We start from the raw sequence: 21,964 nt of genomic DNA, 5'->3' as shown, positions 1-21,964 counted from the left end.
AAGAGCCCTCAGTATATGCTGCATCGCAACAGCACGCAAGTATTTTGCATCTTGTATATCAGAAACAACGCTGGTCCCTTCGTCTGCAGTTTAGGCGGCTTTTTGAGATTGCGGGAGCGGCAGCGGCTTCGCCGTGCCCTGATTCACGCCTTCGCGCAGCTTGATCAATGCGAGAACGGCATCGAGCATCGGAGTTTCGACGTGCACGAGGCGGCCGATTTCCTGCACGACCGTCATCAGCGGATCGATTTCCATCGGGCGTCCGGCCTCGCAGTCCATCAGCATCGACGTCTTGTGCGCGCCGACCGCGCCCGCGCCGTTGATGCGCCGCTCAACGTCGACGCGGAAATTCACGCCGATCCTGTCGCCGATCGCCTTCGCCTCCAGCATCATCGCCTTCGAGAGCGCGCGCGTGCCGGGATCGCTCGTGAGCACGTCGAGCGTCGCGCCGGTCAACGCGCTGATCGGGTTAAAGCACAGATTGCCCCAGAGCTTCAGCCAGATTTCATCGCGGATGTTGTCGCGCATCGGCGCTTCCATATCCGCCTTCGCCATCATGTCGTGCAGCGCCTGCAGACGCGGCGTGATTTCGCCGCTCGGCTCGCCGATGGGAAATTTCTTGCCGTAGTGATGTTCGATGACGCCCGGCTCCGCGATTTCCGCCGCCGGCAGCAGCACGCAGCCGATCGCGCGTTCCGGACCGAACACGTCCCACTGGCGGCCGCCAGGATCGACGCTCTGCAGTTTCGTGCCTTCGAGCTCGCCGCCGTGTTTGTAGAAATACCAGTAAGGCAGACCGTTGACGGCCGTGACGATCGCGGTTTCCGGGCCGAGCAGCGGCGGAATCAGATCGACGACGCCCGGAATCGAATGCGCCTTCAGCGCGACGATCACGTAATCCTGCGGGCCGAGTTCGGCGGCATTGTTCGTGCAGCGCACCTTGACGGTGTGCTCCTCGCCATCGATCCGGAGCTTGACGCCGTTCGCCTGCATCGCCGCGAGATGCGGCCCGCGCGCGACGAAACTGACGTCCGCACCCGCTCGCGCCAGTTGCGCGCCCATATAGCCGCCGATCGCTCCGGCGCCGTACACGCAGATCTTCATGGTTCGTCTCCTGAGGGTTGTAGCTTTATATCTCTCTGATATACAAGATACTACATTCCGAGTGCAGACAGGACAAGGCGAATCGTGCGCTCGCAGACGAGCGAAAACCCGCATGCGCGAGATGCGCGGCGGGCTTCCTTCAGCGGCAAGAAGTCGGTCAGACCTCGACGGCCTGACCCGAGATGAAAGTATGCGACGAGGATGCGACGATGTGTGACCAGACGTTCGCCGCGCTCGAGCGCAGCGCGCGGCTCTTGCGCCGTACGAGCATGATCGTGCGCGACGTGTCCGGCACGAGCGGGATGATGCGCGTCTGCGCGCAGTCGATGGCAGCGCGCGCGTGCATCGGCAGGATACCGACGCCGAGGCCGGCTTCCGCCATGCGCGCAACCGCGGCAGCTTGCGTGAATTTCTGGCGCACCGCGCCCGCGACGCCGTGCAGCGCGAGCGCAGCCTCGATGGCGCCCAGGCTGCCGGTGTCATCGTCGAGCAGGAGAAGCGGCGTGCCGCGCAACTGCTGCCAGTCGATGCCCGCCGCCGCGCTCAGTCGATGTGACGCGCTGACGACGGCAGCAAGTCCATCGGCGAAAAGAGGCTCGGCGGCGAGTTCGTCGAGATTGTCGGGCGCGATCGCGACGCCCAGTTCCGCCTCGCCCGAACGCACGAGTTGCAGCACGGCGTTTTGCGGCCGATCCATCACGATGATCGTGACTTCAGGCAGACGTTCGCGACACGATGCGAGCATCGCGGGCAAAACGCTCGCCGTGAGAGCGCAACTGCTCGCGAGATTGACGACGCCCGGCTCGCCGCCCTCTTGCGCGCGCGGCCGCAGAGTCGCTTCCAGTTCCTCGACGAGCGGCGCAATGCGGGCGAGGAGCTTGCGTCCGGTTTCGGTGAGCGCGACCTGACGCGTCGTGCGATCGAAGAGCCGCAGCGCGATTTCATCTTCGAGTTCGCGAATGCTGCGGCTCACCGCCGATTGGGTGATGCCGAGATCGTCGCCCGCGCGCGTGAAGCTGCGATGCCGCGCGAGGGTGACGAAAAGCCTCAGTTGATGCAGCGATACGCTCAACGTCGGCGTGCCCTGTTTCATTGAATCGAGCCGGTCCGTAACGACGCGTTGATCGACGATTCGGCCGACGACTCTTCCGTGAGCGTGTTTTCGATCCAGCGCTTTCGCATCGGCGCGAGAACGAATTTCGCGCACAGTCCCGCCGCGATCGACGTCACCGCCGCCGTGATGAACACCGCGTTCCACGATCCGATCGACGCGAGCACCGAAGCGAGCGGCACCAGCATCGACGCCGTGCCTTTCGCGGTGTAGAGCGTGCCCGCGTTGGCGGCGGCGTACTTGCTGCCGAAGGTGTCCGCGCAGGTCGCCGGGAAGATCGAGAAGATTTCGCCCCAGCAGAGGAACGTCATCGCCGCGAACAGCATGAAGAGATACGGATTGTGGCCGAACTCCATCAGCCCGAGCAGCGCGACGCCTTCACCGAGAAAGATGATGAACATCGTGTTTTCGCGGCCGATCTTGTCCGAGATGAAGCCGCACAGCGGACGCGTGAAGCCGTTGCACAGATTGTCGATGGACAGCGTCATCGCGAGCAGCGGCAGCGTTACGCCGAGCAGATTCACCGGCATCTTGGCGAAGCCGTATTCCTTCGCGATCGGCCCGAACTGCGCGGTCGCGATCACGCCGCCCGCCGCGACGAACACGAACATCAGATACAGCACCCAGAAGAGCGGCGAGCGCACCATCTGTCCTGTCGTGTAGTCGATCTTCGTCGACACGATGCGCTTGGCCGGCACGATGCCTTTCGGCGGATTCGGCCGCACGAGCATCAGCGCGAGCACGAAGATGCACGCGCCCTGCAGGATGCCGAAGAACATGAACGCGTGCTCGTAGCCTGAGCTCTGGATCATGTTCGAGATCGGAATCACCGTGACAGCCGCGCCCGCGCCGAAGCCAGCAGCGGTCAGGCCCGCCGCGAGACCGCGCTTGTCCGGGAACCACTTGAGCGCCGTGCCGACGCAGGTGCCATACACGCAACCGGCGCCGATACCTGCGACCACGGCGGCGATGTACAGATGCGTGAGCGTGGTGGCGTGGGCGTCGATCATCCAGCCGATGGCGGCGCAAAGCGCGCCGCCCATCACGACCGGACGCGGTCCGAATTTATCGACGAGCCAGCCCTCGACGGGCACGAGCCACGTTTCAGTGACGATGAAGATGGTGAAGGCGGTTTGAATCGCCGCTTGACCCCAATGGTGCTTCGCATCCATCGGAACGACGAAAAGAGTCCATGCGTACTGGAGGTTGGCGACCAGCCCCATGCATACGATGCCGACTGCGAGCTGGATCCATCTGTTGTGGTGACGCCCGTGCGATTGCCCGGACACAACCGTGTCTGCGCTTGCCATGTCTGTCTCCGTTATCTGTCTTAGCGCTCGTACGGCGCTTGATGTGCTGCGAGAAGCCGGCGCGGTGCGTCGGCGGCGAGCGGTCGGTCAGGGGAAATGCTCGGTCCAGGCGGCATGGGCGTGAGGCCGCCGGTCACGGGTATTGCGCATGTCGCGCGTTTTGAGGTGGGCGATCGATTCGCACATCCGGCAAACATCCGCTTCAGGCGATCGAAGAATCATTTCAAAGCGATTCCCAATAAAGTCCGGATGGGTTGTGCAGCCTTTGCAGGCTTCCATGCTGCGAGTGTGCTCGTGTTGCTTTGCGGCAAACTGGCCGATGCCTGGGGTCTGGCGTGGCCGGTTCGCTCTTGGCGCAACCGTCCGCCTTACAACTTTCGCGGACGTGAAAGCATCGTGGGGGAGAAAAACGATTAAGGAAAGTTAGAAAAAATTATTGTATAAATTAGTGATCGTTAATGGATGAGGGATTGCTGTGCTGCGCAACGCCACCCTGCGTCAACTCAAGATCTTCGAGACCGTCGCCCGTCGACTGAGTTTCTCGCGCGCCGCTGAAGAGCTCTACCTTACGCAGCCGGCTGTTTCGACGCAGGTGAAGCAACTGGAGGAGCACGCCGGGCTGCCGCTGTTCGAGCAGCTCGGCAAGAAAATCTATCTGACGCCGGCCGGAAATGAAATGCTTCACTACAGCCGCGCGATTCTGGAGCAATTCCGCGAAGCCGACGATGCGATGGCCCGACTCAAAGGCATCGCGGGCGGCACGCTCAACGTCGCGGTGATCAGCGCCGGCGATTACTTTTTCCCCCGCTTGCTCGCCGCGTTCACGCAGCGCAATACCGATGTCCGGCTCAATCTCGCGGTACACAATCGCGAGGAACTGCTGCATCAGCTGTCCGACAATCTCACCGATCTCGCCGTGATGGTCCGCCCCCCGCGCGATATGGACACGGTGAACGTCTCATTCGCGCCCCATCCGTACGTGATCGTCGCGCCGCCGGATCATCCGCTCGTCGGACGGAGGAACTTGCCGCTCGAAGCGCTCGCCGACGAACCGTTCATCGTGCGCGAGCGTGGCTCCGACACCTGGAATTCGATGGAAGAAGGATTCGGCGGACGGCTGCCGAACCTTAACGTCGCGATGGAAATCACCAGCACGGAGACGATCAAGCAGGCGGTGATCGCCGGCATGGGCCTGAGCTTCTTGTCCGCGCACACGATCAGCATGGAATTGCAGGTCGGAAAGCTGGCGGTGCTCGATATCGAGGGCTTTCCCGTGATGCTCAGCTGGTTCGTCGTGCATCGGAACAACAAGCGGCTACCGCCGGTGGCGCTTGCGTTCAAGCAGTTTCTGATCGAAGAAGGCGCAGCGCAGATCGAAGCGATCACGCAAATCGTCGCGAAGACGGGCAAACCGAACGCATAATTCTTTCTGAATAGATAAGCGAAAAAACTTTAACTATCGTATATGGATCGACTTTTCTATCCTGCATTCAAGCCCCACGGCCATACAGGAGACGATCATGATCCATGCAACGCACGACGATGACCGCGAACTTCAGGCGCAAGTCTGCGCGTTCAACACGGCTTTCGAAGAACTCGACCTGATGTTCCGCTGGGATGTGCAGACGTATCGCGCGCTGGCATCGGCGGATAGCGATTACGGGAAGATCGCACAGTACATCGCAACCCATTCTCCGCATTTGCTGACGGCCTACAGCGCCGAGTTTCTTTGCCAGGCGATCGTCGAGCGCAAGAATTCGACAATCGAAGCCTGCCGGCAAAACACGGTCCAATATGAAGACAGCACGCAGCGGGCGCGGCTCTGGCGGGCGCGCAACGAGGAAACGGCGCGCGTCTGACGGGTCTTTCCGATCCAAACGGGCGGTTCGATGAGTCGGACCGCCCGTTTCCCTTTCGCCGCGGTTGGCCGCGGCGTTCATTCCGTCAAGGCGTCAGCGCCACCCAGACCGCCTTCGGCTCGGTGAAATTCTCGATGGCGACGTCGCCATGTTCGCGGCCGAAGCCCGAGTCGCCGCCGCCGCCCCACGGCAGGCGCACGTCCGTGAAACCGTAGGTATTGACCCAGACCGTGCCCGCTTTCAATTCCGCGGCCATGCGATGCACGCGGCCGATATCCGCGCTCCAGACGCCCGCTGCGAGACTGTACGCGGTGCCGTTGGCGATGCGCAGCGCGTCGGCTTCGTCGTCGAAGGGAATCACGCTCGCGACCGGCCCGAAGATCTCTTCCTGCGAGATGCGCATCTCGTGCTCGACGTTGGCGAACACCGTCGGCTCCACGAAATAGCCGCGTTCGCCCGCGCGCTTGCCGCCTGTCACGAGCGAGGCGCCCTCGCCCGTGCCGATGTCCACGTAGTCGAGCACGCTCTTCATCTGCTTGGCGGAAATGAGCGGGCCCATGTTGGTTTCGCGTTTGGACGGATCGCCGAGCTTGATCGTCTGCGCGCGCTGGGCGAGGCGCTCGACGACTTCGTCGTAGACGGCGCGCTGCGCGAGAATGCGCGAGCCCGCCGAGCAGACTTGCCCCGCGTTGAAGAAGATGCCCGATGCGGCCGCGCGCACGGCGCCGTCGATGTTCGCATCCGCGAAGATCACGTTGGCGGACTTGCCGCCTAGTTCGAGCGTGACGCGCTTGAAGTTGCCCGCCGCGCCCTGCAGAATGCCGCGCCCGACGGACGGCGAGCCGGTGAACGTCACCTTGTCGACGCCCGGATGCGCGACGAGGGAATCGCCGACGACCGAGCCCTTGCCGGTCACGATGTTGAGCACGCCCGGCGGCACGCCGGCTTCCAGCGCGAGCCGCCCGACCATCAGCGCCGAAAGCGGCGTGATTTCGGCCGGCTTGACGATCAGCGTGCAGCCGCACGCGAGCGCGGGCGCGATCTTCCACATGCCGATCATCAGCGGGAAATTCCACGGCACGATCGCCGCGACGACGCCGACCGGCTCGCGCACGGTGTAGGTCAGCGCGTCGGGGCGTGCGGGCACGACCTGGCCGTTGATCTTGTCGCACCAGCCGGCATAGTAGGCGAGCGTATCGATGGCGGCGGGCACGTCCTGGCGTTGTACACCGGAGATCGGCTTGCCGGCATCGAGACTTTCGAGCGCCGCGAGTTCTTCCTGATTTTCGCGCAGGAGATCGGCAAGCTTCATCAGGATTCGGCCGCGTTCGGCGGCGCGGATCGCATTCCACGGCTTGAGCGCGGCGCGCGCCGCCTGCACCGCGCGGTCGACATCGGCGGATGTGCCTTGCGCGACGTGGGCGATCGGATTCTCGTTCGAAGGATCGAGGTTCGTCGAGTAGTCGCCTCCGCTCGGCGGGACGAACTCGCCATTGATCAGCAATTCATAGCGCTTCAAATCCGCGGTGCTTTCCATGTCTCGCTCCAGTGCTTTTTCGGATCACTTCATGTTGAGGGAGAAGAACCATCTATGAAAGCAAAACATTTTTATTGTTTATATAGGGCGGAATGTATGAGCGGATATAGCGCAGGCCGCGGAATCGACTCTTGTCCCAAATTTCTCTGATTCGTCCGATAGGCCTAGATCCGGCGCGCTCCTACCATCTCAAAACTCGCACTGATTGCAGGGAGATAAGGGTGGTGTCCTTCCACTGCTTCTTCGGAATCAACAGCTTCCACACGCCGTTGCTGCTCGGCGAGCGGAAGAACGCCACTACGCCAACGTACTCGGCGTCCTTCTGCATCGGTTCGGCAACGCTCGCGCTCGCGCCCGGGCGCAGCACGACGTCCTTGGTGGCGACGAGATCCGTCTTGAGCAGTTCGAGATCGGCGTTCTGCAACTGGACGTATTCGAGTTGCGCGAAGGTCTTCGAATCCTTGAGTTGATAGAACCGCACCACCGTCGAAAGCGGCTGGCCGGTCGCGTTCTCGTTCAACGCGGCGCGACCGTTCAGTTCGACGTTCATCGACTTGACTTGCGTGGTGAAGAGCCATTCGGCTGCGCTTACCGTGCTGTCCTTGGTGGCCTGCCATGCGCCGCAGCCGGCGAGCGTAAGCGCGCCGATGAAAAAGAGCGCCGAGTTCACGCTCCGGGTCGCGCGGGCGACGAGGCCATCGCCGCGTAATTCGTTCAATCTGTTGTGCCGCATTGCTGGTTAGCTGCCTCGGCCGCAGTCCCGTGGCGCGTCAATTGATAGATCAGCATGCCTTTGGCTTCTGGCGGAGCGTAGCGGAGTGCCTCTGGTTTGTCGAGAAGCCGCTGCGCAAGGTCTCGGCGAGCTTGAGCTTTCGCAAAAGCTTCGTTCGCGTCTGCGACAGCATCGTCGATGAATTTAATCCCTCGCATATAGAACAGCTCCATTGCTTTCCCTGTTTGCACCGCTAAAAAGGCCAGCTTATACAACGCCTGAAAAGCTCTCTCCTCAATGATCTCGAGATTCTTGAACTGCCAATACACGAGCTTGTACTGCAAGCACATTACGAACTTGCCTAGTTGTAAGGCGCTGACACTGAACGAAATTCCACCTTCGGCCCCTACGCCAATGCACAAACCAGCGTGCGCGGTGAGCATGAACATGCCACGATCCGCATCGAATTCGCACCTGAACTTCGCATCCCCGGCGATACCAAGGTAGCCACCGACAGACGGCGTAATGCTCGCTACCTCAATGAATTCCTTCTCCTTGCTTTCCGGATTGCGCCATTCGAGGCTCCCGGTCAACGAACCTTCGGCCTTGATGCCAGCAAACCCGCTCACCGATGCGTCGAGCGTACCAATGTTCTCTTCATCGTTGCTGTTGATCGACCGCGTGCCCTTCTTACGCACGTCCTTTGCAGAGTGAAGCTCCGCCATCATGTCGCTCAGCTTGTTGTATTGGCTTCGCACTGCATTTGCGTCTTCCGCAGGAACAACGATCACCTCGCCCATTTCAGGTCGCAAAAAGCACAGTGGCTCAGCAGGTACCTTCACATCGACGTTACTACTGCCGGGCTTGCTGCTGTTGGTGGCGCCGGTTCCAATAGGCTTTGTCGGGGTTGCAAGTATGTCGCTCATGATCAACCTTTGAAAATATTCAATCCCTGCCCTTTTCCGGTGTATACGCGCACGGTACGCCCCTCGACGTCCGTGATGCCTTCGTGAATTTCCCCATCTGCAGTTTCTATCCGGTAGGGGTGGTACGAAAGAATCTCGCCCGAGTGCTCATCGCGCAGCGTGAATTGCTCGTCGAAGAGTCCAGCCGGCTTGGGCAGTACGGCTGTTGCCTCGTGAAGTGTCGCCGCGCCCTGCTTTTGCATCGTGATGACCTTCAGAATGAGATCGCCCGGTCCGCCGATCGTGACGTTGCCATCAGCGATTCGAATAAACGCGCCTCCCGACTCAAGGACGATCTCGCGCTTCCCTTTAACCCGGACCGAGCCATCAGCACTCGAGACGGTCAAGTCTTTGGCTGAAAGAAGGGACATCGCATCGGTTTGCGCTTCGATATCGATCGAACCACGTCCTGCGAACAACTTGATGCCCATCTTCTGAGCAAACAGCGATACAGCTTCGCCAACAGCTACGCTGAAACGCTTCAGGGCACTGACGTCGAAGTTCTTACCCGCTACCGCAGTAATGTTGTCGCGTGCGGAGACTTGCACGCTTTTACCAGAAGCGAGGCCGATCGAGGCTGGGGCGCTCACAAACACGCCAGGCTGAGTCAGCTGATTCAACTCCGCGTTTATTGTCGATTTCGATTCGGTTTGATGTTTGAAGCCATCGGTCTTTTGTCGCGACCGCCCTTTAGCTACGATGGCGACGACAGACGCTGCCGCGCGTCATTTCTTGCCCGCCTTCGCCTTGCTTTCCATATCGAGCTTGCTGTCCGCCAGCGTCAGCTTTACCGGCGCGTCGTCAGGGAGCTTCCTGGCCGCGATGACCTGCTTCCAGCCGCCCGCCTGATCGGCGTTCCGATAGAACGCGGCAATCGCGATGAACGCGGTCTCCTTTGCATCGGCTGCGACACGCTCGCCGATGCGCCGGGATTGACCACGGCAGACACGCTCGCTTGCAGATCGCGCCCAAGCACGCTGCGGTCGTGGTGGAGGAGCTCGTTGAACGACGCGCTGTCGAAGCGCGCGCGATCCTTCAACTGATAGACGCGCACCGCCACCGGATGCGGATGGCCCGAAGCGTCCGGATTCAGGTCGGCACGGGCGCGCATGTCGACGTCGACCGCTTTCACGCGCCAGTCGGTCATCGCTTGATAAGCGCTCGTGGCTCCGTCGGAGGTCGCCTGCCAGAGGCCGCAGCCTGACAGCCCGAGAATGAGCAACACCGCGCAGGCCATTTGATTCGGTTTCGACATCATTCGGCCTCTCATGCGGCACGCGGTTCGAGGTACGGGTTCGGCTGCGGTGCCGGAAACGCTTCGCAGACGCCCAACTCGACCGTGATCTCGCGTTCCTGCCGAACGGGCAGCACCACCGTCCAGCCCAGACGCGGCGATACGGGCGCACGCGCTTTGCCCACCATTGGCTCGGGCGTGAATCGCGAGGACATCTGCATGCGCAGATGCACGTCCGCCTTCGTGCCGATATAGAGCCGCGCCAGGGCCATCAAATCGCGATGGAGCCACGCACCAGGCAACAAGTCGTGCGCCTGTTGCGCGTTCGTCGGACGCAGCGTCACGCGCACCGCGCGACTGCGGTAATGCACGCGCTTGCCGAGCACGTAGCCGCCGCCCAACCCGCGTGGCTTGCCTTCCATCATCGCTTTCGCGCTTAGCGGCTGACCTTGTCCCGCGCGCCTCGCCACGGGCCAGAATTCGTCGACGCGCACATCCACGCCCGGCGCACCCAAAGCGATCACGCCCGCCAGCCCTTCCGGCGTGCGCGTGCGCTGAATGAGCAGACCAAGAAGCGCGAGCATGCGGGAGTCGGGCAAGCCCGCACGCGCGGGTTTATTGCCCCAGCCGAAGCCGGCGAGACACAGCAGGTTCCTTGAGTACGGATCGGCGCCGCCGTGCCGGAAGGTCTCCGGATAGCGGTACTTCTTCCACGCGCGATACAACAGCGTCACGAACCGGTGATTGAACTGGTCCAGAAACGCTTCGACGGCTTCGTGCCCTTCCTCGCGCATGGCGATGTCGTCGAGGTAGTGCGTCGGCATCACCGCGTCTACGCCGTACAGGCCCATGAAGGTCGTGCGGATCGTCGGCGGCAGCGGTTCGCCGTATCCGCCGTCATCGAGGTCATCGAACTCGACGGCAGCGATTTCGCCAGCGGGAAAACCCATGCGCGCGCGCGACCGGAAACGCACCGGCTCGTGCGCGGGCGTATCGCGTTCACCGAAACCGGGACGATCCGGCGCGCTCGCTTCGAACAGCCGGCACAACTGCATGAAGTTCATGCGCGGGGCGCGTGCGAGCAACGCCGCGACCAGCGGCTCGACATTCGGAAAATCGCGCGGCTTCATAGCGGCGCCCGATGCGTCTTGCTGCGCGGCCATTCGATGCGCGCCTTCGATGGCAGCGTCACCAGCGCGAGCTTCGTGAAGAGGTTCACCTCTGCATACAGCTCGAAGAAGCGATGCAGCAGCTCCCCGAACAACATCACATCGCCGTCGCCCGAGAACGCTTGCGAATCCAGCGTGACTTCGACCAGCACGCCGCGCTCGACCGCGCCGCCCGTGATCTCTTCGAGCAATTCCTCCGACACATGCAGGATGCCCGCCAGCCGCCTTCGGTTCAACTCGTCGTTGGTCCAGTCGTAGAGCGCGAGGGCGCCACGCAGCACTTCTGCGTTCATCATCGACAGGAAGTTCGGCGCGAGATGCGACAGCACGCGCCATTGAAAGCGGTCGCCCGTGGGCGGATAGAGCGGTAATGTGGGCGCCACGAGATTGCGCACGCCACCGACGTTCGGCGTACTCTCGGCGAGTTCGTCCAGACGTGCTTCGCGCAGGCCCTTGCGCGGCAGCAGCCCGTTGGTGCCGGTCACGCGCAGCGACAGGCTTTCCTCGGGCAGATCCGCCATCGACTCCCATGCGTTGCCGCCCAAGATCAGCCACGTTTCATGCAAACCATCCAGCCCCGCGCGCACCCGCGTATGGAAATACCGCTCGGGCGACTCGTGCCGCAGCATCCCGCCGCGATGCCGAAAGGTCGCGAACGGCACGTACTCGTAGCGCTCCGAGGTAAGGTGATCGAACGACTCTACTGCGTCGACGGAATACGTTTCGACGTGCCCGCCCTGATAGCCTGCCGGCACCACGCGATACTCGGTCTCGTGATGATCGATCGTGACGGTTTCCGCGTCGAGTTGAAACAGATTGATGACCGGCGAACAGAACAGGCGCACGTTGTCCTTCGTGAAACGCTGGTCTGACGGATACGCCTTCTTGAGCACGAACTCCAGTTCGAATTGCGTCGATGCTTCGGGAAGCTGATTGAGATCGAATCCGCAGATATCGACGAAGAGGAACTTCTCGCGGAACGTGAAGTATTCGAGCAGCAGTTGATAGCCGGAAAACGCGGCGTCCGCCTTCGGCCACAGGCGGTCTTCCGGCGAGAAACCCGCTGCTTCGAGCGTGACGCCCGAGAGCGCGCGCGCCTCGCCATCGCGTATTTCCGGCACGCGCCATTCGACCGATTCGACATGGCGGGTAAGCGCCAGATGCATCGCGAAAGCCGTCGGAAGTTCCGCGCTCAAGTGAAGGCGGATGCGGGACAGATCCGTTTCCGCCCGACGCGTCGAACGATCCAGCTCGAACGCGATGCGAATGACCGATTTGCCGTCGTGCCGCACGGCGGGGCCGGCGCGCGCGATCTGGATCGGCTGAAGCGTCACGGCCTGCGTCGTGCGATAGAGGCACTGCACCGTCTCGGGCGTGATGCCTTCACCGCCGTCCTTCGGGACCGGAATCGGCGCGGACCGTACAGCCACGCCCGCGGGGACGAGAATCGTGCTCTGCATCTTCTCGCCGAGCGGAATCAGCTCCACGACCGACAACGACGGAATCATCCGCAGATAGTGCGGCCACAAGAGGCTGACGAGGCCTTCGGTCAACTCGGGCAGTTCGTCGTCGAGCTTCTGCTGCAGACGGCCGGTCAGGAACGCGAAGCCTTCGTAGAGCCGCTCGACATACGGATCGCGGTCGCCGACGCGGTCCAGATTGAGCATGCGCGCACGGTCCGGATGCGCGCGGGCGAATTCGCGCCCGGACTCGCGCAGATAGCGCATCTCGGCTTCGTAGTAGCCGAGCACCGGATCGTCGTAACGGCTGAGCGCCACCTCCGTGCCGTGGATCAACGGCATGTGATGACCGTAGTCCGCCCCCGCATAAGGCTTGGCCATACGAATAGGACGGCTCGCGCCCCCCGGACTCCACTCGTCCAGATCGAACGGCATCTTGACGACATACCGTCCCTTTTCATCCAGATAGCCATAGTGATAGTTGCCGGGAGAATCCACCCTGGCCGGCCAGATGCCTTCGGCCTTGGGACGCTCGATCACGTCGATGCTCGTGCGCCACTTGCGATCCGCCGGGATCGCCCGAAAAGTGTTCCAGTACGACACCCCCCGGCCGCCGCCGCAACGCATCGACGTAACGAGCAGGCCGTTGGGCGCATCCTTGGGATTCACGTCCAGCCGGATCACCTCGCCCACTTCGAGCGAGAACGGATTGCCCCGAGCGCGATAGCTGATCTGGGTGGCGATGTGCGCTTCATGGCGCAGACGCGCGATCTGGCGACCTTCCTCCAGCGTTTCGTAATGCTCGCCCCACGTCCCATCGACGCCATCGGTGGTCTTGTCCGCGCGCGCGGTGTTCTCCTCGACCAACAGATTGACGTCCGCCTGACGATGGTTGTAGTCGTTCAGTTGCACCGCCTCGGGCACGCGCTGCGTGATCGTCCTGAGCGAACGGATCGATTCGGCGCCCACGCTTTCCAGCCCCGAGTGGCTGCGATACGGAACCACCCGCTGCTTGCGGGCATAAGCATCCAGATCATCCCCGAAGATGATCACCGTCCGATCGCTCTTCTGCTCGAAGCGAAACCAGATGCCCGCTTCGGCGCAGAGGCGCTGAATGAACGCGAACGTGGTCTCGTAGAACTGAGTCTCGTATTCGAGCCGCTTATACGTGCCGCGCAGACTCTTGAAATCGAAATCGACACCGAGGCGATAATCGTAGTGGCGCAGCGTATCGGTGATGATCTCGACGACCGATTGCTTCTGAAACAATCGGCATGTGCGGCCTCTCGCCAACTCCGCGATCTTCGGCACCAGGGTGACGCAATACCGGGTTTCATCGGCCGATGTGCCGAGCGTCTCAAACCTGTCAATGACGCCATGCGTGACGCTAGGCTCCGGCGCCTTGCTGAAGTCCTTCCATCGTTCACCGAACATCTGCCGCAGATAAGCTTCTTGAGGATCGATGGGGGCGATGGTCAACACCGCAGACCGCCCAACGACCTGATCCATCGGAATATCGGCGACGGGGCTCGTAAATTCGATATTGAACTTGTAGAGCGCGCTAATTTGCGCCTCGCCATTGAAGCTCAATACTGAGATGGGCGCGGGGTGGGGCTTCAACTGGAGGCCGTAGGCCTGACTTGGCAATACCATTGACATGCGAAAGCACTCTCCCTGATAAGCGCCACCTTCGACGACAACTTAGGTAGACGTTTTAACGACCCGAGGATTGCATCGCGCAATCGCTTGGCATTCCGAATCGGGACAATTTAGCCGGGGATTGTGACCTAATATTCCGTCGCTCGGAGCGACGTCATTGTCATTTAGGAATGGTCCGAAGACGCTTGCGGCACTGATCGGAGGTGGGCCCGCTCGACATGGAAACTGCACCCAGCCTTTAGCATGTCCAGGTTAAAGCAGCGATCGCAGCGATCGCAGTGACGCGCACCCAAACTGCAATTCTGCACGTTGCTCGTGCTCGCAGAGGCGGTGCGGAGTGGGAGGTCATGACACAACTGGTTGCGCGCATCGGGCTCGACCGCCCGAGCTTCGGTCAAACGATGATCGTTAACGTCCGCTGATGGGCAATCGTCGCGCGTATCGAATATTTGAGAAAACTAACCCCGATTCTGCATCAACAGCAGCGTCTCCCCGTCCTGCACGACGTTCCCCAGTTGATTCAGCACGCGCAGCTTCAGCGTCGCGATTCCTCGGTCGATGCGCTTCGTCACCCGCTTACCGACGACTTCGATTTCGACCTGAATGCGATCGCCGATATGAAGCGGCGCCCGAAACGACCAGTTCCATCCCAACGTCGCCAGCGCGCTCATGCGCACCGGTGAGCGCGTCTTCAGACCATCGGTGAGCGCGAGGCCGAGCAGTCCGTGCGCGATCCGGCCGGAAAATCCCGCCTGCTGCGCGGCCACATCGTCGAGATGGATGTCGTACATATCGCCCGATACACCCGCGTAATTGACGATATGCGCTTCCGTCAACGTCATGCCCGACGTGACGAAATGATCGCCTATCTCGAGGTCGTTCAGGTCATACATGCCAGGCGCGAGCAAACGCCCGCGCTGTACGGCGGCTTCTTCGTTCTGTAATTGGGTCATGTCTTCCATCTGTCCTTGTAATGTGCCTTCAAGAAAGTCGGCGTTCAAAGTCCGAGCGTCTGCATGACGAGCCGCATTCGCTGAACCGCGAGATCGGGATTGCGCAGCAGGCCGGCCTTATCGGCGAGACGGAACACGTCCGCGAGATAAACCGGCGGACGTGCGCCGTGGTGACCGCCGAGCATGAAGAAATGCGGCTGAAATCCGTTCAGGTAGGCGAGAAAGACGACGCCCGTTTTGTAGTACTGCGTCGGCATGCGAAAGATGTGGCGCGAGAGCGCCACCGTCGGCGCGAAAACCCGCTCGTATTGCGCGAGATCGCCTGCAGCGAGCGCCGCGAGCGCCTGCGATGCAGCCGGCGCGATCGCATCGAAGATGCCGAGCAACGCGTGCGAGTAACCTTCTTCATCGCCCTTGATGAGCGACGGATAGTTGAAATCGTCGCCCGTATACATCCTGACGCCTTCGGGCAGGCGTCGCCGGAAGGCAATCTCGCGGGCATCGTCGAGCAGGGAAATCTTGATGCCGTCGATCTTGCCAGCGTTCTCCGCGATGACCGTCAGGCACGCGTCGGCTGCTTCGTCGAGATTGTCGCTGCCCCAGTATCCCTTCAACTCCGGATCGAACATGTCGCCGAGCCAGTGAAGGATCACGGGCTTGTCGCACATCGCGAGCACTTCGCCATACACACGCAGATAGTCATCGCGACTTCGCGCCACGCGGGTGAGCGCGCGGCTTGCCATCAGGATCACCCGGCTGCCCGTGCGCTGAATCGCTTCGAGCTGCGTCGCATAGGCGCGGATGACGTCATCGCACGACGTGGCCGACTGCGCGGGAAGATGGTCCGTGCCGCATCCCGACGCGATCCGCGCACCGGCCATGTCGCGCGTTTCCTGCATCGTCCGCTCGATGAGCTCGAGCGCCGTGTCCCATGTGAGGCCCATGCCGCGCTGCGCGGTGTCCATCGCCTCCGCGATGCCGAGACCCTGGCCGATCAGATATCGCCGATATTCGATCGTGCGCGCCCAGTCGAGTGCGGCGGGCTGATTCAGTTCGCCGCTGCGAAGCGGATCGGCCACGACGTGCGCGGCGGAATAGGCGATGCGGTTGAATGTCGATCCCGCCGGCGCGCCGCCGATCGGATCGCCTTTGAGCGTGTAGTTTTCGAACTCGCCGGAAGCGGTCGGAAGAACGATATGCATGGTAGTCAGGTCCGGATAGGCGCGTCGAAAAGGATAGGGAACGCTGCGGGCATGTCGATGCCGAAAAACGTCGCGAACGCCGCGAGCTGCCCGTCGATCATCGGCCGTCCGTTGGTCGCGCGACAGCCGCACTGCCGCGCATGTTTCAGCAGCGGCGTTTCGGCGGGCGTCATGATGATGTCGACGACCTGCATCGCTTCGGAAAAGGCGCCAAAGGAAGCCGGCATGCCATCGCCCGGCTTCATGCCGACCGGCGAACAGTTGATGAGCAGATCCATGCCCGCGACATTCGCCGGATCGACATCGACGCGAGCCTCGCAATCCGGATAGAAGCGGTTCAGTCGCGCCGACAACTGCTCGGACAGCTCGCGCTGCGGATCGCTCAACGCGATGCTCGCCGCGCCCGCCTCGGCCAGCGCGTGCGCGACCGCGGCGCCCGCACCGCCCGCGCCGAGCTGCTTCACGCGCTGGCCGCGAACCTCGAAGCCGAGACGCGTCAGTCCCTGCACGAGGCCTGTGCCGTCGAACATATCGCCGTACCAGGTGCCATCCGGCTGCTGCCGCATCACGTTGATCGCGCCGACGCGCCGCGCCGCGTCCGACATGTCGTCGACCATCGCCATCGCGCGCACCTTGTGCGGCACGGTGACGACCAGGCCATCGAGATTGCCGAGCGCCTGAAGTCCGGCTACGGCCGGCTCGAACACGTTCACGGGCACATCGAACGGCAGGCATGTCGCATTGATGCCGCTTGCGTCGAAGAGCGCGTTCATCAGTTGCGGTGTCTTCACCTGCGTCACCGGACTGCCGACGATGCCGAAGAGGCGCGTCGATCCATCGATTCGAAGAGCTTGCAACTCGCGCTTCACCGCTCGCCCCCCGCTAACGCAGCAAGCCGCGGATGACACGGCCAGCCTTGCGACGCCATCACGGCATCGAGGCCCATCGGTTCGGGACGGAAGAGTCGCTCGTCCATCAGCTTGAGATCGGGCGAGATGACGGGGCGAAACGCCATGTGCGCGAGCACGTCGCGCTCGAGATCGATGCCCGGCGCAATCTCGATCAGTTCGAGCGCGCCGTCGATGGCGCGGAACACCGCGCGCTCGGTGACGAAGAGTGTCGTCTGCTTGCGCTCCTGCGCGAAAGGTCCGCTGTACGACACCTGCTGCAGCTTCGACACGAACTTGCGATGCGCGCCTTCCTTCAGGATCTGCAGCTTGCCGCCTTCGCAGGACACTTGCAGGTTGCCCGCCGTGAACGTGCCGCCGAAGACCATCTTGCGCGCGTTCTGGCTGATGTTGATGAACCCGCCCACGCCGATCAGCTTGTTCGCGAAGCGGCTGATATTGACGCTGCCCTGCGCGTCGATCTCGACCGCCGAGAGAAACGCGATATCGATGCCGCCGCCATCGTAGAAATCGAATTGATACGGCATGTCGACGATCGCGCTGTAGTTGCGCGCGGCGCCGGCATCGAGTCCCGCCGCGGGCGCGCCGCCGATCAGCCCTTGCTCGTTCGTCAGCACGATGTGATGCAGCACGTCCTCTTCCGCCGCGACGAGGCCGATGCCCGTGCACACGCCCGAGCCGACGTTGCACACCGCGCCCATGCTCAGTTCCATCGCGAGACGCCGCGCGATGATCTTGCGTTCGTCGAGCGGAAGGCGCGGAAAACCGCCGAGCGGAATACGCATTTCGCCGGTAAACGACGGATCGTAAGCCGTCTGATACGTCACCGGCTGATCCTCCTGAACGACGACCGCGTCGACGAGCATGCCCGGAATCTTCACCGTCTTCGCGGGCAAGGTGCCGCGCTTCGCAAGCCGCTTCACCTGCACAATCACGACACCGCCGTTGCGCTTCGTCGCCTGCGCCATCGAGAGCATGTCCGCGAAAACGGCTTCATGCTCCATCGATATGTTGCCGTCTTCGTCCGCCGTCGTGCCGCGCAGAAAAGCGACATCGACTTCGAACGGCTTGTAGAACAGCCACTCGCGGCCGTCGAGCTCGATCAGGCTGACGAGTTCGTCATCGCTCGGCGCGCCCTGAAGCCCACCGCCATTGCGCGGATCGACGAAGGTATGCAGCCCGACATGACTGACGAGCCCCGGCCGCCCCGCCGCCATCTCGCGCGTGAGCTGCGAGAGCGCGCCCTGCGGCAGTGTCCACGCTTCGACTTCCTTGTTCAGCGCCATCTGCGCGAGCGCCGGCGAATCGACCAGCGTGCCGCATACGACACGCTTGAGCAGCCCCGTATGCGCGAGCCGCGATGCGCCGCGTTCGCCGCGATCGCCGAGGCCGACCGGATGAAACGACGTGATCCGGCGCGGCTCGCCCTGCGCGAGAAAGCGCCGCTCGAGCGCCTCGATCAGCGCTTCCGGCACGGCGTGCCCGCTTCCCGATCCGCCGATCATCAAGGTATCGCCATCCTTCAGCAGGGATGCAGCCTGGTCGGCGGTCAAAATTTGCATGTCATCTACTCCGGTATTGTCTGTGTTTGCGTCGATGCCCGCATCGGCGTCAGATTGCCGAATGCGATTCCTGGAACACGGGCTGATCGTCCCGATGACGCGAGAGGCGTTTGCCGAACAGCGCCGCGATCAGCGTGAGCAGGCAGAAGACGGCGAGGAACACCATCACGTAAGTCGGCTTGCCGCCCGCGTATGCGACGAGCGCGGTCGCGATGAACGGCGTCGGCCCGCCTATCAGCGCGCCGGAAAACTCGCGGCACATCGCGATGCCGGAGAAGCGGTACTGCGTCGGAAACAGATTCGACAGGAACGCGCCCTGTGCGCCGCAGGTGCAGCCCCAGCTGATTCCATAGACCGCGCTCATCGCGATCGTGGCGAGCACGATGTCCTTCGAATCGATGGCGCGGAAGAGCGGCCACACGAGCGCGAGCGCGATCATCGCGCCGGCGGCGAACACGTTGCCGCTGCCGTATTTGTCCGCGAGCATGCCGCCGACGGGCGCGCAGAAAAGCGAGAAGCCCAGCGCGATGATCAGTACGACGAGGCTGTCAGCCTTCGCCATGCCGACCGTGTTGGTCATGTAGCTCAGCGCAAAGGTATTGAGCACATAGCTGAGCGCCTGATGGCCGCCCATCGCGAAGAAGCCGCACAGCAACTCGCGACGGCTGTTGCGAAACAGGTCCGCGACGGGCACTTTCTCGGCCTTGGCCTTCGCGCTCGCCTTCTCCATCGCGGCGACGTATTCGGGCGTTTCATCGAGCTTCGAGCGGATGTAGATCGCGACGCCGAACAGCCCGAGCGACAGGATGAACGGCACGCGCCACGCCCACGTGAACAGGATGTCTTCCGGCACGTACGAGATCATCAGGAAGGTCGCGATCGCGATCATCACGCCGAAGTTGGTCGCCGCGTTCGGAATCGACGTAAAGAACGCGCGCCGGCTCGGCGGCGTGTATTCGGCGATCAGCGTGATTGCGCCGGCGAGTTCCGCGCCGGCGCCGAAGCCCTGCATCATGCGCAGCAGCACGAGCAGGATCGGCGCGATCACGCCTGCCTGCTGCCACGTCGGCAATATGCCGAGGCCGACGGTCGCCGCGCCCATGATCGTCACGCAGAACACGAGCGCGGGTTTGCGGCCGTATTTGTCGCCGATATGCGAAATGACGATGCCGCCAACCGGCCGGATGATGAAGCCGACCGCGAAGGTCGCGAACGCCGCGAGCGTGCCCGCAAGCGACGACAACTGCGGAAAGAACAGCTTGTTGATGATGAGGCCCGATGCCGCTGCATAGAGCCCATAGTCGTACCATTCGATGATGGTGCCGAGCGTCGACGCGAACACGGCGCGTCGGATGTTCCTGCGGTCTGCGTTCTGCGCATGTGCGACTTGCATGGCGCTGTCTCCTGCTTCTCTTTGGTCTGGTTATGTTCGACGTGACGTACTTGTCCGCGAATCAGTTCCGGCTTGCGCGATTGCCGAATGCGTTGGCGCCCTCCTCGTAGTTGCCCGAGGCGAAGCACAGCGACGTCAGCTCGTTCTCGTAGCGAATGCCCTGTTCGACGCTCATCGAAAGCGATGCGCGCACGGCCGCCTTGACCGACTGCGTCGCGATCGGGCTGAACTCGGCCATCTTGCGGCACAGCGCCATCGCGGTTTCGACGACGGCCGCATCCTCGACCACCATCTCGACAAGGCCGATGCGGAGCGCCTCGTTCGCATCGATAGTGTCGCCGGTCAGCAGAAGGCGCATGGCCTGCCCGTAGCCGATGAGGCGCGGCAGCATTTGCGACGCACCGCCGCCGCCGACCCAACCGCGCACCACTTCAGGCGCGCCGAACTTCGCGCTTTGTCCCGCGACGCGGACATCGGCGCCAAGCATCATTTCCAGGCCGCCGCCCAACACCCAGCCTTTCAATGCCGCGACGACGGGCTTGGTGAATTCGCGCACGACCATCGCGTAATCGGTGCGGGCGCGAAACTCCCACGTCGTGCGATACGTCTTGAGCGAATGGAGATCGCTTCCCGCGCTGAATGCGCGCTCGCCTTCGCCGCGCAGCAGCACCGCGCGGATCGCTTCGTCACGCTCGATGTCCTGCCGGATGCCGGCGAGCGTCTGCGTCATCTCGGGCGTGATCGCGTTCATCTTCTCCGGTCGATTGATGACGATCTCCGCGACCGCGCCGTGTTTGCGCACCACCATGTGTTCCTGCATCGCGCCTCCTTTTTTTTCACTGCCGAAGCAGTGATGTCCCATTCTAGTATTCCCTTATACTTACTTACTAGTAAGTACGTTGAGTGGACATTAACATCATTTCCGGGCACTACGCAACGAGATTTTCGGGAGGCGAAAAATGGAACGCGCGCAGTCGTTTGCGGAGAAGGCGGCGAAGAGATCGACAAATGGGGGTCGTGTAAAATCAACCGCAAATTCCGCAGCATCCCCGTCCGTTGCTTCGCCTCGTTCGAGGCCGAGCCGGCAGTCCGATCCCCACCGAGATGAACCGTTGAGTCAGAACGACAAGACCGACAAAACAAGCGCCGCGCCCAAAAAATCTCCGATGTACGACAGCATCAAGGATCTGGCGAAGAAGCTCCTGATCGCGCACGGCTATCACAAGACAACGTTTGGCGTGATCGCGAAGGAGCTCGGCATCACGACCACCAACATCCACTATCACTTCGGCAACAAGAACAGTCTCGTCGAGGAAGTGGTGAAGGAATACGTGGCCGGCGCCACCGCGGGACAGAAGAAAATCTGGCTCGACGAAACGCTGTCGCTGCGAGAGAAGCTGCAGGCGGAAGTCGCCTACAACCGCAATCTGTTCCGCAAATACAATCCCGGCGGCAAGACGCGCAGGCCGTGGAGTCTGATTGGCCGGCTGCGCCTGGAAAGCGACGTCCTGACCGACGAGGCGCGCGCGGCGCTCGCGGGCTTCACGACCGAGATCCACGCGGCCGTCGAAGTCGCCGTCGAGCATGCGAGCCGCACCGGCGAGCTGAAGCGCGACACGCCGAAGGAAGACCTGATCTTCCTGCTCACGCACCTCGTCGACAGCCTGTCGGTATTCGCACAGGACGCGGGCGGCTTCGAGCGCGTCGAACAGTTCATGAACTCTTTCTCCGTCGTGGTGCTCGCGAAATACACCAAGTGAATCTTTCCCGTCGATGTCATCGGCGGCTGGACAATTAGATCGATCTACCTTATTGTCTTTCAACGG

20 protein-coding genes are annotated in these 21,964 nt (G+C 62.2%); 4 read left to right on the top strand and 16 right to left on the bottom strand.

Annotation, left to right across the window (positions count from 1 at the left end):
* Nucleotides 1-90 precede the first annotated feature (90 nt).
* The 3 genes from NCR93_RS14875 to oxlT form a co-directional block, all read right to left on the bottom strand.
* Complete coding sequence (locus NCR93_RS14875) at nucleotides 91-1,104, bottom strand: 2-dehydropantoate 2-reductase (protein ID WP_008353901.1); 1,014 nt, start codon at nucleotides 1,102-1,104, stop codon at nucleotides 91-93.
* A gap of 157 nt (nucleotides 1,105-1,261) precedes the next feature.
* The gene (locus tag NCR93_RS14870) at nucleotides 1,262-2,197 is read right to left on the bottom strand and encodes a LysR family transcriptional regulator (RefSeq protein WP_008353902.1); all 936 of its coding nucleotides are present in this window, start codon (nucleotides 2,195-2,197) and stop codon (nucleotides 1,262-1,264) included.
* Entirely contained in the window at nucleotides 2,194-3,525 is a 1,332-nt protein-coding gene (oxlT, locus tag NCR93_RS14865) for an oxalate/formate MFS antiporter (RefSeq protein ID WP_008353903.1), read from the bottom strand. Before oxlT ends, NCR93_RS14870 begins: the two co-directional genes overlap by 4 nt.
* Nucleotides 3,526-3,621: 96 nt before the next feature.
* On the opposite strand from oxlT, the gene NCR93_RS14860 reads away from it, so the two are divergent.
* From NCR93_RS14860 to NCR93_RS14850, 3 genes are all read left to right on the top strand, one after another.
* Nucleotides 3,622-3,942 (top strand): hypothetical protein, encoded by a 321-nt coding sequence (locus tag NCR93_RS14860; RefSeq protein WP_175983080.1) that lies wholly within the window; start codon nucleotides 3,622-3,624, stop codon nucleotides 3,940-3,942.
* Between the two features lie 61 nt (nucleotides 3,943-4,003).
* Entirely contained in the window at nucleotides 4,004-4,948 is a 945-nt protein-coding gene (locus tag NCR93_RS14855) for a LysR family transcriptional regulator (protein ID WP_175983094.1), read from the top strand.
* Between the two features lie 97 nt (nucleotides 4,949-5,045).
* A complete protein-coding gene (locus tag NCR93_RS14850; protein WP_008353905.1) occupies nucleotides 5,046-5,384 on the top strand; it encodes a hypothetical protein in 339 nt (112 codons plus the stop codon).
* Nucleotides 5,385-5,469: 85 nt separating this feature from the next.
* Here the strand turns inward: NCR93_RS14850 and NCR93_RS14845 are convergent, their stop codons facing one another.
* The 13 genes from NCR93_RS14845 to NCR93_RS14785 all read right to left on the bottom strand — a co-directional run bounded on the left by NCR93_RS14845 (nucleotide 5,470) and on the right by NCR93_RS14785 (nucleotide 20,958).
* Nucleotides 5,470-6,921 (bottom strand): aldehyde dehydrogenase family protein, encoded by a 1,452-nt coding sequence (locus NCR93_RS14845; protein WP_175983081.1) that lies wholly within the window; start codon nucleotides 6,919-6,921, stop codon nucleotides 5,470-5,472.
* Between the two features lie 181 nt (nucleotides 6,922-7,102).
* Nucleotides 7,103-7,639 carry a type VI secretion system lipoprotein TssJ gene (gene tssJ, locus NCR93_RS14840; protein ID WP_239295357.1) on the bottom strand — a complete coding sequence of 179 codons (537 nt, stop codon included), beginning with the start codon at nucleotides 7,637-7,639 and terminating at the stop codon, nucleotides 7,103-7,105.
* Complete coding sequence (locus NCR93_RS14835; protein WP_175983082.1) at nucleotides 7,636-8,559, bottom strand: hypothetical protein; 924 nt, start codon at nucleotides 8,557-8,559, stop codon at nucleotides 7,636-7,638. The genes tssJ (NCR93_RS14840) and NCR93_RS14835 overlap by 4 nt, the downstream gene beginning before the upstream one ends.
* Nucleotides 8,560-8,561: 2 nt before the next feature.
* Complete coding sequence (locus tag NCR93_RS14830) at nucleotides 8,562-9,218, bottom strand: DUF2345 domain-containing protein (RefSeq protein ID WP_175983083.1); 657 nt, start codon at nucleotides 9,216-9,218, stop codon at nucleotides 8,562-8,564.
* 167 nt (nucleotides 9,219-9,385) lie between these two features.
* Nucleotides 9,386-9,856 carry a type VI secretion system lipoprotein TssJ gene (gene tssJ / locus NCR93_RS14825; protein WP_350029158.1) on the bottom strand — a complete coding sequence of 157 codons (471 nt, stop codon included), beginning with the start codon at nucleotides 9,854-9,856 and terminating at the stop codon, nucleotides 9,386-9,388.
* An 8-nt stretch (nucleotides 9,857-9,864) separates the two neighbouring features.
* Nucleotides 9,865-10,995 (bottom strand): type VI secretion system baseplate subunit TssG, encoded by a 1,131-nt coding sequence (gene tssG, locus NCR93_RS14820; RefSeq protein ID WP_175983085.1) that lies wholly within the window; start codon nucleotides 10,993-10,995, stop codon nucleotides 9,865-9,867.
* A complete protein-coding gene (tssF, locus tag NCR93_RS14815; protein ID WP_239295358.1) occupies nucleotides 10,959-14,120 on the bottom strand; it encodes a type VI secretion system baseplate subunit TssF in 3,162 nt (1,053 codons plus the stop codon). Before tssF ends, tssG begins: the two co-directional genes overlap by 37 nt.
* 458 nt (nucleotides 14,121-14,578) lie before the next feature.
* Nucleotides 14,579-15,073, bottom strand: coding sequence for a MaoC/PaaZ C-terminal domain-containing protein (locus NCR93_RS14810; RefSeq protein ID WP_239295359.1), 495 nt, complete (start codon nucleotides 15,071-15,073; stop codon nucleotides 14,579-14,581).
* Nucleotides 15,074-15,117: 44 nt separating this feature from the next.
* Nucleotides 15,118-16,275, bottom strand: a complete 1,158-nt coding sequence (locus NCR93_RS14805) for a dihydrodipicolinate synthase family protein (RefSeq protein WP_175983087.1) — start codon at nucleotides 16,273-16,275, stop codon at nucleotides 15,118-15,120.
* A gap of 5 nt (nucleotides 16,276-16,280) precedes the next feature.
* Nucleotides 16,281-17,132 carry a shikimate dehydrogenase family protein gene (locus tag NCR93_RS14800; RefSeq protein ID WP_239295360.1) on the bottom strand — a complete coding sequence of 284 codons (852 nt, stop codon included), beginning with the start codon at nucleotides 17,130-17,132 and terminating at the stop codon, nucleotides 16,281-16,283.
* Between the two features lie 8 nt (nucleotides 17,133-17,140).
* On the bottom strand, nucleotides 17,141-18,745 hold the full coding sequence (locus tag NCR93_RS14795; protein WP_175983089.1) for an acyl CoA:acetate/3-ketoacid CoA transferase: 1,605 nt from the start codon (nucleotides 18,743-18,745) through the stop codon (nucleotides 17,141-17,143).
* Between the two features lie 49 nt (nucleotides 18,746-18,794).
* Nucleotides 18,795-20,138, bottom strand: a complete 1,344-nt coding sequence (locus NCR93_RS14790; protein ID WP_008353924.1) for an MFS transporter — start codon at nucleotides 20,136-20,138, stop codon at nucleotides 18,795-18,797.
* Between the two features lie 61 nt (nucleotides 20,139-20,199).
* Nucleotides 20,200-20,958 (bottom strand): enoyl-CoA hydratase/isomerase family protein, encoded by a 759-nt coding sequence (locus tag NCR93_RS14785; RefSeq protein ID WP_008353925.1) that lies wholly within the window; start codon nucleotides 20,956-20,958, stop codon nucleotides 20,200-20,202.
* Between the two features lie 346 nt (nucleotides 20,959-21,304).
* On the opposite strand from NCR93_RS14785, the gene NCR93_RS14780 reads away from it, so the two are divergent.
* Nucleotides 21,305-21,898, top strand: coding sequence for a TetR/AcrR family transcriptional regulator (locus NCR93_RS14780; protein WP_033536083.1), 594 nt, complete (start codon nucleotides 21,305-21,307; stop codon nucleotides 21,896-21,898).
* The last annotated feature ends 66 nt before the right edge of the window (nucleotides 21,899-21,964 follow it).

Origin of the sequence: Caballeronia sp. ATUFL_F1_KS39 (assembly GCF_023630985.1) — a bacterium.
Classification (GTDB): Bacteria; Pseudomonadota; Gammaproteobacteria; order Burkholderiales; family Burkholderiaceae; genus Caballeronia; species Caballeronia zhejiangensis.
The sequence above is the reverse complement of the archived record's forward strand: the minus strand, read 5'-3'. Positions and strand labels throughout refer to the sequence as shown.

Excerpts from the sequence above, each read along its gene's own strand:
- NCR93_RS14870 (WP_008353902.1), bottom strand. The coding sequence starts at position 2,197 with ATGAAACAGGGCACGCCGACGTTGAGCGTATCGCTGCATCAACTGAGG.
- NCR93_RS14850 (WP_008353905.1), top strand. The coding sequence starts at position 5,046 with ATGATCCATGCAACGCACGACGATGACCGCGAACTTCAGGCGCAAGTC.
- oxlT (WP_008353903.1), bottom strand. The coding sequence starts at position 3,525 with ATGGCAAGCGCAGACACGGTTGTGTCCGGGCAATCGCACGGGCGTCAC.
- NCR93_RS14860 (WP_175983080.1), top strand. The coding sequence starts at position 3,622 with ATGCTCGGTCCAGGCGGCATGGGCGTGAGGCCGCCGGTCACGGGTATT.
- NCR93_RS14805 (WP_175983087.1), bottom strand. The coding sequence starts at position 16,275 with ATGCATATCGTTCTTCCGACCGCTTCCGGCGAGTTCGAAAACTACACG.
- NCR93_RS14810 (WP_239295359.1), bottom strand. The coding sequence starts at position 15,073 with ATGACCCAATTACAGAACGAAGAAGCCGCCGTACAGCGCGGGCGTTTG.
- NCR93_RS14780 (WP_033536083.1), top strand. The coding sequence starts at position 21,305 with ATGTACGACAGCATCAAGGATCTGGCGAAGAAGCTCCTGATCGCGCAC.
- NCR93_RS14785 (WP_008353925.1), bottom strand. The coding sequence starts at position 20,958 with ATGCAGGAACACATGGTGGTGCGCAAACACGGCGCGGTCGCGGAGATC.
- NCR93_RS14875 (WP_008353901.1), bottom strand. The coding sequence starts at position 1,104 with ATGAAGATCTGCGTGTACGGCGCCGGAGCGATCGGCGGCTATATGGGC.
- NCR93_RS14845 (WP_175983081.1), bottom strand. The coding sequence starts at position 6,921 with ATGGAAAGCACCGCGGATTTGAAGCGCTATGAATTGCTGATCAATGGC.
- tssG (WP_175983085.1), bottom strand. The coding sequence starts at position 10,995 with ATGGCCGCGCAGCAAGACGCATCGGGCGCCGCTATGAAGCCGCGCGAT.
- NCR93_RS14795 (WP_175983089.1), bottom strand. The coding sequence starts at position 18,745 with ATGCAAATTTTGACCGCCGACCAGGCTGCATCCCTGCTGAAGGATGGC.
- tssJ (WP_350029158.1), bottom strand. The coding sequence starts at position 9,856 with ATGATGTCGAAACCGAATCAAATGGCCTGCGCGGTGTTGCTCATTCTC.
- tssF (WP_239295358.1), bottom strand. The coding sequence starts at position 14,120 with ATGTCAATGGTATTGCCAAGTCAGGCCTACGGCCTCCAGTTGAAGCCC.
- NCR93_RS14835 (WP_175983082.1), bottom strand. The coding sequence starts at position 8,559 with ATGAGCGACATACTTGCAACCCCGACAAAGCCTATTGGAACCGGCGCC.
- NCR93_RS14790 (WP_008353924.1), bottom strand. The coding sequence starts at position 20,138 with ATGCAAGTCGCACATGCGCAGAACGCAGACCGCAGGAACATCCGACGC.